This is a genomic window from Bradyrhizobium sp. USDA 4504, from assembly GCF_054063995.1.
The window spans coordinates 2,356,984-2,372,163 of record NZ_JBSSGV010000001.1 but is presented as its reverse complement, the minus strand read 5'-3'; the positions used below and the strand labels follow the sequence as shown (position 1 = coordinate 2,372,163).

15 protein-coding genes are annotated in these 15,180 nt (G+C 65.7%); 7 read left to right on the top strand and 8 right to left on the bottom strand.

Annotation, left to right across the window (positions count from 1 at the left end; all coding sequences use genetic code 11):
- Positions 1–15: 15 nt before the first annotated feature.
- The 6 genes from radA (at position 16) to ACVMB1_RS10560 (ending at position 7,555) form a co-directional block, all read left to right on the top strand.
- Positions 16–1,485 carry a DNA repair protein RadA gene (radA, locus tag ACVMB1_RS10585; RefSeq protein ID WP_141343102.1) on the top strand — a complete coding sequence of 490 codons (1,470 nt, stop codon included), beginning with the start codon at positions 16–18 and terminating at the stop codon, positions 1,483–1,485.
- 204 nt (positions 1,486–1,689) lie between these two features.
- Positions 1,690–2,325 carry a CvpA family protein gene (locus ACVMB1_RS10580; RefSeq protein ID WP_026192677.1) on the top strand — a complete coding sequence of 212 codons (636 nt, stop codon included), beginning with the start codon at positions 1,690–1,692 and terminating at the stop codon, positions 2,323–2,325.
- A gap of 34 nt (positions 2,326–2,359) precedes the next feature.
- Complete coding sequence (purF, locus tag ACVMB1_RS10575) at positions 2,360–3,886, top strand: amidophosphoribosyltransferase (protein ID WP_141343107.1); 1,527 nt, start codon at positions 2,360–2,362, stop codon at positions 3,884–3,886.
- 220 nt (positions 3,887–4,106) lie between these two features.
- Positions 4,107–4,847, top strand: coding sequence for an SDR family NAD(P)-dependent oxidoreductase (locus tag ACVMB1_RS10570; protein WP_456848538.1), 741 nt, complete (start codon positions 4,107–4,109; stop codon positions 4,845–4,847).
- A 192-nt stretch (positions 4,848–5,039) separates the two neighbouring features.
- Positions 5,040–6,179: an NHL repeat-containing protein gene (locus ACVMB1_RS10565; protein WP_141343237.1), complete on the top strand. Its 1,140-nt coding sequence runs from the start codon at positions 5,040–5,042 to the stop codon at positions 6,177–6,179.
- Positions 6,180–6,328: 149 nt separating this feature from the next.
- Positions 6,329–7,555 carry an ABC transporter substrate-binding protein gene (locus ACVMB1_RS10560; RefSeq protein ID WP_028335143.1) on the top strand — a complete coding sequence of 409 codons (1,227 nt, stop codon included), beginning with the start codon at positions 6,329–6,331 and terminating at the stop codon, positions 7,553–7,555.
- A 124-nt stretch (positions 7,556–7,679) separates the two neighbouring features.
- Here the strand turns inward: ACVMB1_RS10560 and ACVMB1_RS10555 are convergent, their stop codons facing one another.
- The 4 genes from ACVMB1_RS10555 to ACVMB1_RS10540 all read right to left on the bottom strand — a co-directional run bounded on the left by ACVMB1_RS10555 (position 7,680) and on the right by ACVMB1_RS10540 (position 10,446).
- Positions 7,680–8,249, bottom strand: a complete 570-nt coding sequence (locus tag ACVMB1_RS10555; RefSeq protein WP_057019861.1) for a DUF2147 domain-containing protein — start codon at positions 8,247–8,249, stop codon at positions 7,680–7,682.
- Positions 8,250–8,300: 51 nt separating this feature from the next.
- Positions 8,301–8,963, bottom strand: a complete 663-nt coding sequence (locus tag ACVMB1_RS10550) for a DUF3313 domain-containing protein (protein ID WP_141343238.1) — start codon at positions 8,961–8,963, stop codon at positions 8,301–8,303.
- 392 nt (positions 8,964–9,355) lie between these two features.
- Positions 9,356–10,030 (bottom strand): TetR/AcrR family transcriptional regulator, encoded by a 675-nt coding sequence (locus ACVMB1_RS10545; RefSeq protein ID WP_141343239.1) that lies wholly within the window; start codon positions 10,028–10,030, stop codon positions 9,356–9,358.
- A gap of 158 nt (positions 10,031–10,188) precedes the next feature.
- Positions 10,189–10,446 (bottom strand): hypothetical protein, encoded by a 258-nt coding sequence (locus ACVMB1_RS10540; RefSeq protein WP_141343240.1) that lies wholly within the window; start codon positions 10,444–10,446, stop codon positions 10,189–10,191.
- A gap of 203 nt (positions 10,447–10,649) precedes the next feature.
- Between ACVMB1_RS10540 and ACVMB1_RS10535 the strand changes: the two genes are divergently transcribed.
- The gene (locus ACVMB1_RS10535) at positions 10,650–11,042 is read left to right on the top strand and encodes a nuclear transport factor 2 family protein (protein ID WP_141343241.1); all 393 of its coding nucleotides are present in this window, start codon (positions 10,650–10,652) and stop codon (positions 11,040–11,042) included.
- A gap of 33 nt (positions 11,043–11,075) precedes the next feature.
- Here the strand turns inward: ACVMB1_RS10535 and ACVMB1_RS10530 are convergent, their stop codons facing one another.
- From ACVMB1_RS10530 to ACVMB1_RS10515, 4 genes are all read right to left on the bottom strand, one after another.
- The gene (locus tag ACVMB1_RS10530) at positions 11,076–12,323 is read right to left on the bottom strand and encodes an MFS transporter (protein ID WP_057019856.1); all 1,248 of its coding nucleotides are present in this window, start codon (positions 12,321–12,323) and stop codon (positions 11,076–11,078) included.
- Positions 12,320–13,702 (bottom strand): ribosome biogenesis GTPase Der, encoded by a 1,383-nt coding sequence (gene der, locus ACVMB1_RS10525; RefSeq protein ID WP_141343243.1) that lies wholly within the window; start codon positions 13,700–13,702, stop codon positions 12,320–12,322. The genes ACVMB1_RS10530 and der overlap by 4 nt, the downstream gene beginning before the upstream one ends.
- Before the next feature lie 213 nt (positions 13,703–13,915).
- Entirely contained in the window at positions 13,916–14,467 is a 552-nt protein-coding gene (locus ACVMB1_RS10520; RefSeq protein WP_253639922.1) for a hypothetical protein, read from the bottom strand.
- A 37-nt stretch (positions 14,468–14,504) separates the two neighbouring features.
- The gene (locus ACVMB1_RS10515; protein ID WP_028335134.1) at positions 14,505–15,161 is read right to left on the bottom strand and encodes a tetratricopeptide repeat protein; all 657 of its coding nucleotides are present in this window, start codon (positions 15,159–15,161) and stop codon (positions 14,505–14,507) included.
- Positions 15,162–15,180 lie beyond the last annotated feature (19 nt).

Sequence of the window (15,180 nt, the reverse complement as noted above, 5' to 3'; positions counted from 1 at the left end):
CGACTCACCTGCTCCATGGCCAAATCCACCCTCTCCTTCGTCTGCCAGAACTGCGGCGCGGCGTATAATCGCTGGCAGGGCAAGTGCGATTCCTGCGGCGAGTGGAACACGCTGGCCGAGGAGGACACCACAGGCTCGGTGCCGGTCTCGATCCGCAGCAAGCGCAAGGGGCGGACGTTTGCGCTGGAATCGCTGTCCGGCAAGACCCAGGACGCGCCGCGGCTGTCGTCCGGGATGGCCGAGCTCGACCGCGTCACTGGCGGCGGCTTCGTCCGCGGCTCGGTGCTTTTGGTCGGCGGCGATCCCGGCATCGGAAAATCGACGCTGCTGACCCAGGCGACCAGCATGATGGCGCGCGCCGGCCACCGCGCGGTCTATATCTCCGGCGAAGAGGCGGTCGCCCAGGTGCGGCTGCGCGCCGAACGGCTCGGGCTCGCGGACGCGCCGGTGCAGCTGGCTTCGGAAACGTCGGTCGAGGACATCGTCGCGACGCTATCGGAAGGCGCGGTGCCGCGCCTGATCGTGATCGACTCGATCCAGACCATGTGGACCGACACGGTGGAATCCGCGCCCGGCACGGTGACCCAGGTCCGCGCCTCGGCGCAGGCCCTCATTCGCTTTGCCAAGAAGACGGGTGCCGCGATCATCCTGGTCGGCCATGTGACAAAGGACGGCCAGATCGCCGGTCCCCGCGTGGTCGAGCACATGGTCGATGCGGTTCTGTCGTTCGAGGGCGAAGGCTCGCAGCAGTTCCGCATCCTGCGCTCGGTGAAGAACCGTTTTGGCGCGACCGACGAGATCGGCGTATTCGAGATGACCGGCCTCGGCCTGCGCGAGGTCACCAACCCCTCGGAATTGTTCCTCTCCGAGCGCGAGCTCGGCAGCCCCGGCACGGCGGTGTTCGCCGGCATCGAGGGCACCCGTCCGGTGCTGGTCGAGTTGCAGGCGCTGGTGGCACCGACCTCGCTCGGCACGCCACGCCGCGCCGTGGTCGGCTGGGACCCGAGCCGGCTGTCGATGGTGCTCGCGGTGCTCGAAGCGCATTGCGGCGTCAAATTGTCCGGACATGACGTCTATCTCAACGTCGCCGGCGGCCTGCGCATCCAGGAACCGGCCGCGGACCTTGCCGCGGCGGCCGCGCTGGTCTCATCGCTGGTGAACGCGCCGCTGCCGACGGATGCGGTCTATTTCGGCGAGATTTCGCTATCGGGCGCGATCCGCCCGGTGGCGCAGACCCCGGCCCGGCTCAAGGAGGCCCTCAAGCTCGGCTTCGCCCGGGCCATCCTGCCCGAATCGGCCCGCGGCGAGAGCGGCGGCGATTCAGGGCTCACCCTCAACAGCGTCGGCAATCTCACCACGCTGGTCGCCGAAATTGCGGCACGCGGGACGCCCCGGGGCGGCCGGCGCGACCAGGGCAGCTCCGGAGGCCCTGATGCGGCTGAGAAAAATGCCACACCGGCCCGATTCCGTCGCGAGACCAGCTAAAGCGGGCGTGACGTATCAGCCCCCCGCCGCTATACATCCGCCGCGCGGGACAGGTGGCGCTCTGGCCTTGCCGGATGCCCCCAATGCGCCTCAGTTAGGACGGCACCGACTTCGCCGATTCGCGAGAGCCCTTAGCAGCGTAAGCCCTTAACAACGTAAGCCCTTAACAGCGTACCGAAACGTACCAGCGGACCTGACCAGCCGATGCCCATAACGATACTTGATCTCGTCCTGCTCGGCGTGATGCTGATTTCGGGCCTGCTCGCGATGGTGCGCGGCTTCATGCGCGAGATCCTGTCGATCGCGGCCTGGGGCGCCGCCGCTTTGGTCACGCTATATGCGTTCTCGAAGCTTCTGCCGACCGCCAAGACCTATTTCAACAACGACACGGTCGCCGCCGTGGTCGTGGTGGCCGGCGTCTTCATCGGCACGCTGATCGTGGTCTCGATCGTCACGGTGCGGATTTCGGACATGATCCTGGATTCCCGGATCGGCGCGCTCGACCGCACCCTTGGCTTCCTGTTCGGGCTCGCTCGCGGCCTCCTGATCGTGGTCGTGGCGTTCATGTTCTTCACCTGGCTGGTTCCGGACAAGCAGCGGCCCGATTGGGTGACCGGGGCGAAGTCCCGCGTAGTGCTGCAGGGAACCGGGGATTGGCTGATGTCGCTCTTGCCTGACGACCCCGAGAACACCATCTTAAAGAAGTTCAAGAAGAATAAGCCAGACGACGATTCTGCGGCCGATACCAATGATCAGGCGACGCCGGCGTCGGGTGATGGCTATAGCAAACCTGCGCGTGACAGCTTGAAGAAGCTGATCGAGAAACCCGCGGGCCGATAAACTATTTGGGCCCTTACGAGAGGCGATGAACGAGATGCAGACCCCTTCGGATCATACCGACCAAATGGATCTCGACCTCGGCCCGATCGAACTGCAAGACCCTCTCAGATACCACCCCGACCTCGATGGCGACTCGCTCCGCGAGGAATGCGGCGTGTTCGGCATCTTCGACCATCCCGAGGCCGCCGCGATCACCGCACTCGGCCTGCACGCCCTGCAACACCGCGGCCAGGAAGCTGCCGGCATCGTCTCCTTCGACGGCAGCCGCTTCCACAGTGAACGCCGCCTCGGCCTGGTGGGCGACGCCTTCTCCCGCCGCGAGGTGATCGAGCGCCTGCCGGGCAACGCCGCGGTCGGCCATGTCCGCTACTCCACCACCGGCGGCACCATCCTGCGCAACGTGCAGCCGCTGTTCGCCGAGCTCAGCGCCGGCGGATTTGCGGTCGGCCACAACGGCAACCTCACCAACGGCCTGACCCTGCGCCGCGAGCTGGTCAAGGGCGGCGCCATGATGCAATCGACCACCGACACCGAGGTGATCCTGCATCTCGTGGCGCAGTCCAAGCGCACCCGCTTCATCGACCGCTTCATCGAGGCGCTGCGCACCATCGAGGGCGCCTATGCGCTGGTCGCGCTGACCAACAAGAAGCTGGTCGGCGCGCGCGACCCGCTCGGCATCCGCCCGCTGGTGCTCGGCGATCTCGACGGCCGTCCGATCCTGACCTCGGAGACCTGCGCGCTCGACATGATCGGCGCCAAATACGTCCGCGACATCGAGCCTGGCGAGATCATCGTGTTCGACGAGCGAGGGGCTCACAGCCACAAGCCGTTCCCGCCGAAGCCGGCCCGGCCCTGCATCTTCGAATACATCTATTTCGCGCGCCCGGATTCGATCGTCGGCGGCCGCTCGGTCTACGACGTGCGCAAGGCGTTCGGCGCCCAGCTGGCGCGCGAGAGCCATCCCGAGGTCGACGTCGTGGTGCCGGTGCCGGATTCCGGCGTGCCCGCCGCGGTCGGCTACAGCCAGTATTCCGGCGTGCCGTTCGAGCTCGGCATCATCCGCAACCACTATGTCGGCCGCACCTTCATCCAGCCGACCCAGAGCGTGCGCGAGCTCGGCGTGCGCATGAAGCATTCGGCCAACCGCGCCGCGATCGAGGGCAAGCGCATCATCCTGATCGACGACAGTCTGGTCCGCGGCACCACCTCGAAGAAGATCGTGCGCATGATGCGCGACGCCGGCGCCCGTGAGGTGCATTTCCGCCTCGCCTCGCCGCCGATCCTCTACCCCGACTATTACGGCATCGACCTGCCGGACCGCGGCGGCCTGCTCGCCGCGACCCATTCGCTCGAGGAGATGCGCGACATCATCGGCGCCGACTCGCTCGCCTTCCTGTCGATCGACGGCATGTACCGCGCGATGGGCTATGAGGGGCGCGACCCGGCAAATCCGAGATTCGCCGACCATTGCTTCACCGGCGCCTACCCGACCCACCTCACCGACCAGAGCGAAACCGAGGCCCCGCCGCGCCAGCTCTCGCTGCTGGCGGAGGCGAGCTGAGGCGAAGCGTCATCCCGGGGCGATGCGCAGCATCGAACCCGGGATCTCGAAGTTGTCTTGCGTTCTTGCCTCAAATTTCGAGATTCCCCGATGCGCGATTGCGCATCTGAGGTCTGGTCCTTCGGACCATCCCGGAATGACCATGTCTTTTAGCCATGGCCGGGCTTGTCCCGGGCATTTCCGTCTGTAATACCCCGGGCAAACACGCGGACAGACAGACATGACAAAACCCCTCGCCTCCCGTATCGCCCTCGTGACCGGCGCCTCGCGCGGCATCGGCTATGCGACCGCGGTCGCACTGGCCAAGGCCGGCGCGCATGTCGTCGCGGTGGCGCGCACGCAAGGCGGGCTGGAAGAGCTCGACGACGAGATCCGCAAGGCCGGCGGCAGCACCACCCTGGTGCCGCTCTCGCTCACCGATTACGACGGCATCGCGCGGCTCGGCCTTGCGCTGCATGAGCGCCACGGCAAGCTCGATATCCTGGTCGGCAATGCCGGCACCGCAGGGCCGTCGTCGCCGCTCGGCCATATCGAGCTGAAACCATGGAACGACGTGTTCGCGATCAACGTCACCGCCAACTTCCAGCTGATCCGCTGCATGGACCCGCTGCTGCGCCAATCCGACGCCGGCCGCGCGGTGTTCGTGACGTCGGGCGTGGCCCACAAGGCCAACGCCTATCTCGGCCCCTATGCGGCCTCGAAGGCCGCGCTGGAGGCACTGGTGCGCTCCTGGGCCAACGAGACCGCCAACACAAAGCTCCGCGTCAACCTGTTCAGCCCCGGCCCGATTCGCACCCGGATGCGCGCGCAGGTATTTCCCGGCGAAGACCCGATGACGCTGGATACGCCCGACATGGCCGCCGAATTCATCGTGCCGATGTGTTCGCCCGCGTGGACCGAGACCGGCAAGCTCTACGACTACAAGGCGCGCACGCTACGCAGCTTCCAGCCGCCGGCGTGAGCCCGGCTCTCTCTCTCGTAGCCCGGATGGAGCGAAGCGCAATCCGGGATAATCTACGCCGAGAAACCGGCCCCGGATTTCGCTTCGCTCCATCCGGGCTACGCACCTCCTTGCGATTGACTCGCTCGCGTCCCCACGATTGACTGCCCTTCCCAGCGGGACGCCCGCCAAGAAAAAATTTCGGGAGGCAACATGACGCCGACGTTCAATCGCGCGCGCTTCATTCTGTCCGGATTGTTTCTCTCCGCCTGCATCGCATCATCAGCCCTTTTTGCTCAGCCAGCGCCCGCCAGGGCCAGTGACGTCCCGACGTTTGCGGTCGATGCGTCCTGGCCGAAGCAACTTCCCAACAACTGGATCCTCGGCCAGGTCGGCGGCATCACGGTGGATTGGCAGGGCCACATCTGGGTGATCCACCGGCCGCGCTCGCTGACCGACGACGAGAAGGGCGCGAGCCTCAATCCGCCGCGCTCGAAATGCTGCGTCTCGGCGCCGCCGGTGCTCGAATTCGACGCTGACGGCAATCTACTGCGGTCCTGGGGCGGGCCGGGTGACGGCTATGAGTGGGTTGGCCGCGAGCACGGCATCGAGGTCGACGAGCGCGGCTTCGTCTGGATCGGCGGCAACGCCGACAATGACAATGCGATCCTCAAGTTCACCCTCGACGGCAAGTTCGTCTCGCAGATCGGCTCGATCGCACCGAGCAAGGGCAGCAACGACACCACCCAGCTCGGCAAGCCCGCCGAGACCGCGATCGACAAGGAGGCCAACGAGATCTACGTCGCCGACGGTTACGGCAACCGGCGCGTCATCGTGTTCGATGCCACCACCGGCGCCTACAAGCGGCACTGGGGCGCCTATGGCAACAAGCCCGACGACGCCAAGCAGCCACCCTACGATCCGAAGGCGCAGGTCGCGCAGCAGTTCGGCAATCCCGTGCACTGCGTGAAGATCGCCGATGACGGACTGGTCTATGTCTGCGACCGCATCAACAACCGCATCCAGGTGTTCAGGAAGGACGGCAGCTTCGTGAAGGAGTTCTTCTTCGAGAAGAGCACGCTCGGCAACGGCGCGGTGTGGGACATCGCGCTGTGGCCCGATCCCAAGCAGACCTACCTGCTCTCCGCCGACGGCGAGAACAACGAGATCCGCATCATCAGGCGTGACGACGGCGCGGTGGTCGGCAGCTTCGGCCGCAACGGCCGCAACGCCGGGCAGTTCCACTGGGTGCACGCGCTCGCGGTCGACGCCAGGGGCAACGTCTATACCGCCGAGGTCGACACCGGAAAGCGAATCCAGAAATTCAAGCTGACCTCCGACGCGCTCAAGTAAGGGTTTCACCGGATGACGCTTCGACGCAGGCCCACCCGGCTTTAGGCGGATTGCCGCGCCCCCCGGGAAAGGGTAAGCGGGAACTTGAGCGACCGGCAAAAAGGCTCCGCAAGAGGGCTGCCCGGGCTTTAGACAGTGGAGGGAATTTCATGACAACGACGTTTGCGCGGCGCTGCGCCGCGCTTCTTGCTTGCGCCGCACTCGGCCTTTCAACTTCTGCGTTCGCGCAGGACAAGACCGTCAAGATCGGCGTGCTGAACGATATGTCGAGCCTCTATGCCGACATCGGCGGCCCGAACTCGGTGGTCGCGATCAAGATGGCTGTGGAGGATTCCGGCCTGCTCAAGAAGGGCTGGAAGATCGACGTCCTGAGTGGCGACCACCAGAACAAGCCCGACGTCGGCGTCAACATCGCTCGGCAATGGGTCGACAACGAGAAGGTCGATGCGATCGCCGACACGCCGAACTCCGGCGTGGCGCTTGCGGTCAACAATCTCGTCAAGGAAAAGAACATCGTCCTGCTGAATTCGGGCGCGGCGACTGCCGACCTCACCGGCAAGGCCTGCACGCCGAATACGATTTCATATACCTACGACACCTACATGCTGGCCAACGGCACCGGCAAGGCCCTGACGAAGGCCGGCGGCGACACCTGGTTCTTCCTGACGGCCGATTATGCATTCGGCCACGCGCTCGAGCGCGACACCACCGCGGTCGTCAACGCCAATGGCGGCAAGGTGCTCGGAAGCGTCAAGCATCCGATCAACACCGCCGATTTCTCCTCGTTCCTGCTGCAGGCACAATCGTCCAAGGCCAAGGTGGTCGGCCTCGCCAATGCCGGCGGCGACACCACCAACGCGATCAAGCAGGCGGCCGAATTCGGCATCGTTTCCGGCGGCCAAAAGCTCGCGGCGCTGCTGCTGTTCATCAACGACGTGCATTCGCTCGGGTTGAAGACCGCGCAAGGCCTGACGTTCACGGAATCCTTCTACTGGGACATGAACGACCAGACCCGCGCCTGGTCGAAGCGGTTCTCCGCCCTCGCCAGCAAGAACGCGATGCCGTCGATGACCCAGGCCGGCAACTACGCGATGGTGCTGCACTATCTCAAGGCGATGGAAGCGCTTGGCGGCAATCCGCATGACGGCGCCAAGGTCGTCGCCAAGATGAAGGAATTGCCGACCGACGATCCGCTGTTCGGCAAGGGCCCGCTCCGCGCCGACGGCCGGCGCCTGATTCCGGCCTATCTGTTCGAGGTGAAGAAGCCCGAAGAGTCCAAATATCCCTGGGACTATTACAAGCTGATCGCCACGATCGCGCCGGAAGACGCCGCAAAGCCGCTTGAGGCCAGCGACTGTCCGCTGCTGAAGAAGTGACCGCGTAGCGGTCATTCCGGGGCGCGCAACGCGCGAACCTCAGATGCGCAATTGCGCATCGGGGAATCTCGAGATTCCGGGGTTCGATGCTGCGCATCGCCCCGGAATGACTTTTTGCACCTTCTTACTTCGCCGCCGACTTCGCCTTGACGGGCGGCGGCAGCGATGCCCATTCCCTGTCGGCGCGCGGGCCGCCGACGTCGCCGGTCAGGCCGACGAGCTGGCCCGGCTGCACGTCCAGCGTCTGCGTCCAGGTCTGGGTCTGGCACAGCAGCTTGAGCAGGCATCCCTTGAGCTTCAGCCGGTCGGACTTGTCGCGCCACAGCGAGACCGCATAGGACTTGCCGTCCTCGGCGTTGTAGATGTCGCCGTCGAACCTGCCCTCCGGCGTCAGCTTCAATCCGAGGATCAGCTGATGGCCGAGCAGCGCACGCGTCCGCTTGTCGGGTTCGGGATTGAAGCTGTCGCGGAGCGGCTGGCCGTGTGAATCGAGCGGATCCTTCATCCACACGATGAAGCCGCAGATGCGGTCATGCGCAGGGCCGCAGCGCTCGAGGCGGATGCGTGCGCGGCCGTCTTCGGTCAGCCAGGTGCCGCTGGGATCGGCTGGGGCAATCGTCTCGGCGCGGCCGGTCGAGCTCATCAGCAAGGCAGCGACGAGGCTGCGCAGAAACATGCGAACCAGAAAGTTCATGGTAAAGGACCTTTCAGCGTCGGGATGGTTTGCGGACGCGCGCGGCGCGCGTCACTTCAATTGCGCCATGAAGGCATCGGCACCCTTGTCGATGCCGGCGGTGGCCGCGGCGAGATCGCCGACGCTGGCCTTGATGTCGTAGGCATTGGGATATTGCTTGCTGACATAGGCGCCGAGCAGCCGCGAGGTCGAGCTGTCGAACATCTCGACGGCATGGATGACGGAGCCGGTCATCGTGCCCTCGCCGTCGCGCGCGGCCTGCACGCCGTTGTAGACCGCGCCCGCCAGATCGAAACGCGACAGCGTGCCGAGCACCGGCGTGTTGGCGACCGCGCCGGTCAGCGTCAGCCGCAGGCGGAACGTGTTCGGCCCGCGCGTGTTCACCAGCGTGAAGCGGCCGCGCAGTTTGTCGGCGAAGCGGGTCTGCATGTAGGCGGCGAGCGTCTGCTTGTCCTTCTCGGACATGTCGCCGAACTGATGATCCGCGCCGCGATAGATCACGACCGGATCGATCATCACCTTGTTGTAGCTGCGCCAGTCGACCGGCGGCGCATAGCGATACGGCACACGCCCCGAAGAATCGGACGTGTCCGGCGTCATGTAGGCCGACGATGCCACATCCGAATAGGCCACCGGCGTGACGGCGGCACATCCTCCCGCGAGGACGCAAAGCGCCATCGCTCCCAGACCGCGCGCGGCGATCGAGCTCTCCATTCCAATCTCCTCATCCGACCCTAAAGCGGAAGAGCAGCTCGGCCGCAGCCGCGTCCGGGGCTGAAAGTACGGCTGCGGCCGTCACTGCCGGTCTGACTCGCCGTCGCGGCGCCGCCAGACCTTGCCTCAGTGCGATCAATTATGAAACCGACCAGTTGGTTTGTGAAATTGCAATCGCAGGAAACGCGTCGGAAAAATGCGGCGGTCGAAATGTCGTGTTGGCTGGCGAGGCGGCTTCGCGAATGGCGGCCGCGCGTTGTCACAAACCCGCGACATCTCGTGTGGTACGGCAGAAATCGCCGGGGGATTTCAGGGGCCCGGTGCCGATCCAACGCCGCCAAGCGATCCATATTCCGCTTGGGCGGCGTTGCGCTTTCGGCAGCGCCGGAAATTCAGCCGCGCTTGCGCGCCGATGCGGGCTTTGCCGCGCGCGCGCCGGCCGGAGGCGAAGATTCCGTGCGCGCCGCCGTCGTCTTGGCTGGCTTTGCTGCCTCCGTCGCGCCCTGCTCCATCGCGGTCCACTTGCTGTCGTCGAGCAAGCGCTCGAACAGACGATCGCGCTCGGCCTCGGTCAGCGACAACATGCCGAACAACGAACTCAGCAGCAGCCCCCGCGCCGCCGCCCAGCGCAGCAGCGCGAGATCGGGATCGCTCGCCTCGGCCTTCATCAGCGCGACCTTCTTGATGTCGACATCGCGCGGCATCGCCATCAATTCGGGGTTCTCGTTCATCGCCGCCAGCAGTGCGAACGCCCCTGCCCGCGGCGTTGAGATCGCCTCCCGCAGCGTCGCGATCTGCGCCGACAGTTCGGGCTGGTCCGTGGTCCCGCGTACCTTTTCGATGTAGCGGTTCGAGAATTCCTCGAAATGCGCCATCTGCTGCTCGAGCAAGGCGCGCAGCACCGCTTCCTTGGTGCGGAACTGGTGCATCACGCCGCCCTTGCTGAGACCGCTCTCGCGCGCAATCGCGTCCAGCGTCAGGCGCCCCGGACCGTCGCGCGTCACGATGGTGATCGCGGCGTCGAGTGCGGCGTTGCGGGAGCGTTCCGAGCGGGAAGGATTATCCATGGTGTACTCAGGAAGGAGTCGCTTGAGATCACAGTATCTCAGTGGCTTCGGTCAATCTCAAGCGCTGCGAGGCAGCGCGAACGGCGTCCCCGAAATGGCGATGTCGCCCTCGGAAGGCGCATCAATTTCAGGAATCGGTCATCAACCTATCCGATCGCTCACGCGCACAAGCGAACCTTCTGCAGCAGGCCATGAAGGAAGCCGTAGGCCATTCGGCCGACGACCCGTTCCCCTCGACCGCGTGCGCGGGCGATGGCCTGCGCCTCAGCATGACTGGCGGCGACAATCGTCCCGTGCCTGCCGCCATCGAGTTTCAGGTCGGTCAGGTAGACAAGGCCGCGCGACGTCAGCAGCGCCGCCTGCGCGGCGCTGAAGCGGGTCAATTCATCGCAGATATCAACGGCCTCGTCGGTCACCATGCTGCTCCTGGCAGCGCGCCCCGGAGCGAGGCGCGTCTTCATCCGGTATCAGCTCTTATACAAACCAACCGGATGGTTTGTAAATGGACAATGGACAATATGACGCAATCCGCCCGGTGCGGCCGGACACATCATCGTGTCGGATCGGCGCGCTCGCATTCGTCCTCGAAGCATCAGCCAGCATTCGGAGCACGCGAGCGATGACACAGCAGAAACAGAAAGCGGAAACCGAAATCAGGGCGCTCATCGACGCCTGGACGGACGCCGTCCGCCGACGCGACTATCCCGGCATCTTCGCCCATCACGATCAGGACATCGTGATGTTCGACGTTCCGCCGCCATTGCAGTCACGCGGATTGGATGAATACCGGAAGACGTGGGACTTGTTCTTCAGGTATCATCGCCCATCCTACGCCTTCGATGTCGAGGAGATCGCGATCACGGCTGGCGATGATGTGGCCTTCGCGGTCGCGGTGATGCGGTGCGGGCCACCTGATGCCACGTTCCAGTTCAGGCTGACGATCGGATTGCGCAAGGTCGACGGCGAGTGGCGCGTCACGCACGAGCACCATTCGGTGCCGGCGACGGAATAGAGCGTCTCGTGGTGGATCCGTCGGCGGCCCGCCCTACGCTCTCTTTGCCGCCGTCGTGCGCCAGGCGATGGCGAGCGCGAGCAGCAGCAGCGCGCCGGCCAGATAGAACGGCGCGCCGGGCATCTTCACCGGCACGGTATCGCCGATGAAATACGCAAACGTCAGCGTGAACAGGAACGGGCCGATCAATTCCGACATGCTCTGCACGCTTGAAGTCGCGCCCTGCAACTGGCCCTGTTGATCGGCGGCGACGAGCTGCGTCGTCAGCGCCTGCGTCGCAGCGCCCGAGAGGCCCCACAGCGCCATCACGGGAATGCCGATCCAGAACAGCTGGCCGGTCGGCGCGGCGCCGAAGATCACGAAGCCCAAGGCGCCGCAGACGAGGCCGAGGAACAGCGCGTTGCGCTCGCCGAGGCGCTGCACGATCGGGCCGATCGCCGCGCCCTGCACGATCATGCCGCAGAGCCCGACCAGCGCCAGCGTCGCGCCGACGGTGCCGGTGTCCCAGCCATAGCGATAGGTGGCGTAGAGCACGAACACCGAGGGCAGCACGACATGCGCGAGCTGGCCGAAGAACGTCGCCAGCGACAGGCCGGCGAGCGTCCGGTTCGAGCGCAGGAAATGCAGCGCGCCGATCGGATTGGCGCTCTTCCATTTGAACGGCGCGCGCCGCTCCACGGGCAGCGATTCCGGCAGGATGAACAGGCCATACAGCCCGTTGACGAAGCTCAAACCCGCCGCCGCCCAGAACGGCAGCCGCGGATCGATCTCGCCGAGCAGGCCGCCGAGCGCCGGTCCGAGGATGAAGCCGGCGCCGAAGGCGACGCCAATCTTGCCGAACATCGCGGCGCGCTGCTCCGGCGCGGTGACGTCGGCGATATAGGCGAACACGGTCGAGATGCTCGACGAGGTGATGCCCGAGATCGCCCGCCCGATGAACAGCCAGATCAGGTTCGGCGCCAGCGCCATCAGCACATAGTCGGCGGCGAGGCCGAAATTCGACAGCAGCACCACCGGCCGGCGGCCGAAGCGATCGGACAGCGCGCCGAGGATCGGCGAGCAGACGAACTGCATCAAGGCCCAGATCGAGCCGAACACGCCGAAGATGCGCGCCGCATTAGCGGTGTCGTTGTTGACGAAGCCCTCGATCAGCTTGGGCAGGATCGGGATGATGATCCCGAGCGCGAGCATGTCGAGCAGCAACGTGATGAAGATGAAGATCACCGCGCCGCTGCGCGGTTGCGCTACAGCAACCGTGTCGCCCTCCGACCTTTCGCTCACGACGGGCGTTTGCGCTTGTGGGCGAACGGATTGGCCTTCTCGCGCAGCGTGATCCGGATCGGCGTGCCCGGCAGATCGAACGTCTCGCGCAGCGAGTTGATGAGGTAGCGCAGATAGGATCGCGGGATCGCGTCGGCGCGCGAGCAGAACAGCACGAAGCTCGGCGGGCGCGCCTTCACTTGCGTGATGTAGTTCAGCTTCAGCCTGCGGCCCGAGACCGCCGGCGGCGGGTTGGTCTGGATCGCCTGCTCGAACCAGCGATTGAGCGCCGAGGTCGGCAAGCGCCGGTTCCAGACCGCATAAGCCTCCTGGATCGCCGTCATCAGGCGGTCGATGCCTTCGCCCATCAGGCCGGAGACGGCGACGATCGGGGCGCCCTTGACCTGCGGCAGCCAGTGGTCGGCATCGGTGCGCAGTTGCGAGATCTGGTTCGGCTTGCGCTCGACGAGGTCCCATTTGTTGACCGCGAGCACGATGGCGCGGCCCTCGCGCTCGATCAGGTCGGCGATGCGCAGATCCTGCTCCTCGAACTTGTTCTGCGCGTCCATCATCATCACGACGACTTCGGCAAAGCGCACCGCGCGCAACGCGTCGGCGACCGAGAGCTTTTCCAGCTTCTCCTCGATCCGCGAGCGACGGCGCAGGCCAGCGGTGTCGAACACCCGGAACTGGCGGCCCTGCCAGGTGATCTCGACCGCAATGGAATCGCGCGTGGTGCCGGCCTCGGGGCTGGTCAGCAGCCGCTCCTCGCCGAGCAGATGGTTGATCAGCGTCGACTTGCCGGCATTGGGCCGGCCGACGATGGCAACGCGGATCGGGCGCTGCGCGGCCTCCTCCTCCGAGATGTCCTCGTCATCCTCAAGCTCGTCGTCTTCCTCCGGTGTCTCCGGCACCAGCGCGCTCAGCGCCTCGTGGAGGTCGCCCATGCCCTCGCCATGCTCGGCGGAGATCTGGACGGGATCGCCGAGCCCGAGCGCGTAGGATTCCATCGCGCCGATCTCGCCATGCTTGCCCTCGGCCTTGTTGGCGACCAGCACCACCGGCTTGTTGGCTTTTCGCGCGAAGTCGGCGAAGGCACGGTCGGTCGGCGTCAGGCCGACGCGGGCGTCGATCACGAACATCAGGGCGTCGGCGAGCTCGATCGCGGTTTCGGTCTGCTCCTGCATCCGCGCCGTCAGGGAGCCCTTGGCGCCTTCGTCCAGACCTGCGGTGTCGATGATGGTGAAGTCGAGGTCGTAGAGCCTGGCCTGGCCCTCGCGACGGTCACGCGTCACGCCGGGCTCGTCGTCGACCAGCGCGAGCTTCTGGCCGACCAGCCGGTTGAACAGCGTCGACTTTCCGACATTGGGCCGGCCGATAATGGCGATGGTAAAAGACATGGATCATCCAGGCGCGGTCTGTTGTCCGCGGGTCAAGGTGCTGGAAAGAACTACAGCAGGAATGGGGAGCGGTCGAAGCAAATGATGGAGCATCTTCTCCCTCTCCCCGCTCTTACGGGGAGAGGGTTGAAACTCCCCCTCACCCGGAATTCAAGCTGTGCTTGAATTCCGACCTCTCCCCGCAGGCGGGGCGAGGTGGAATCCCGCTCGCAATTAGCGTGAAAATCCGCCGCTCGGTAGCGGTGCGGGGAAGGCGCCGCCGGATTGTTGCGTGGTCTGCTGGGCCGGCGCCGCGGGCTGTGGCTGCTGGTCGTCGGCGGGCGGCGCGGTGGTGCGGCGGCGGACGATCTTCTTCGGCTTCGGCTCCGGCGGCAGCGCGGCGGGCGCGCCCTCCTCGGCTGCGGCATCGGGAGCAGCCGCCTGATCCGCGGCCGGCGCCGCCCTGCCCTTGGCGTGCTTCTTGGCGCCCTTCGGCGGCTCGGGCGGCGGGGCCGGCTGGGCGGCAGCGGCTGCCGCGGCGTTCTGCTGATCGAGCTGTTCCTGCTGCGAGCCCTTGTACAATTCCTTCGGCACACCCTGCTCGAGGCCGGGCACGCCTTCGGGGAAGACCGGCTTGCGGTCGCCGGCCAGCTTCTTCTTGGTGTCAAGGAAGTCGAGCAGGTCGCTCGGATCGAAATTGGACATGCCGCCACCGCCGCACCCCGCCAGCACGCTGCAAAGCGCTGTCAGAACTGCGGCTGCGATCAGGCGTTGCGAGCGGCGCATGGTCGATCTCTCACTCAAACTCGGGTTTCGCGCCAAGTCAGCTCTTCGCGACCGGCGGCAACAAGGCCTGCAGCGCTTCGGCACGCGAGCGCAGGCTCGGCGGCGTCTCACCGTCATTGGCAATCTGGTCGAGCCACTGCCGCGCGGCGGTGGCATCGTTGGCGCGCCAGGCCGACAGCGCCAGCAGCTCGCGGGCGGAGTGACGGAACGTCGAGTCCTTCGCCGTTGCCGTGGCCTCGAGCCGTTGCAGCATGTTCGGATAGGTGGTGGTTTCCATCGCGAGCTGCGCGGCGCGGATCCGCGCCAGGTCCTGCTCGGGACCGCCGACGCTGCGGTCGGCTGCGATCTCGTCATAGAGCTTCGCGGCAGCCGGCTGATCGCGGGTCGCGACCTCGGCGGCCATGCGCAGCCGCGCCAGATTGCGGTAGCCGGACGGTGCCTTGGTGATGAGAGCGGCGAACGCAGCCTCGGCCTCGGCGTGCTTGTTCTGATCGGACAATTCGACGGCACGGTCGAACGCCGCACCGGCCTCGGCGGCCTTCTTGGCCTCAAGATACTGGTAGCCGCGCCAGCCACCGACGCCCGCAACGATCAGGATCGCCAGGGCGATGATAAAGAGCGAGTACTTGTCCCACAGCTTCTTGAGCTGATCGCGACGGACTTCCTCGTCGACTTCGTCAAATAATTCAGACACTTAAGGCTATCCCATCCCC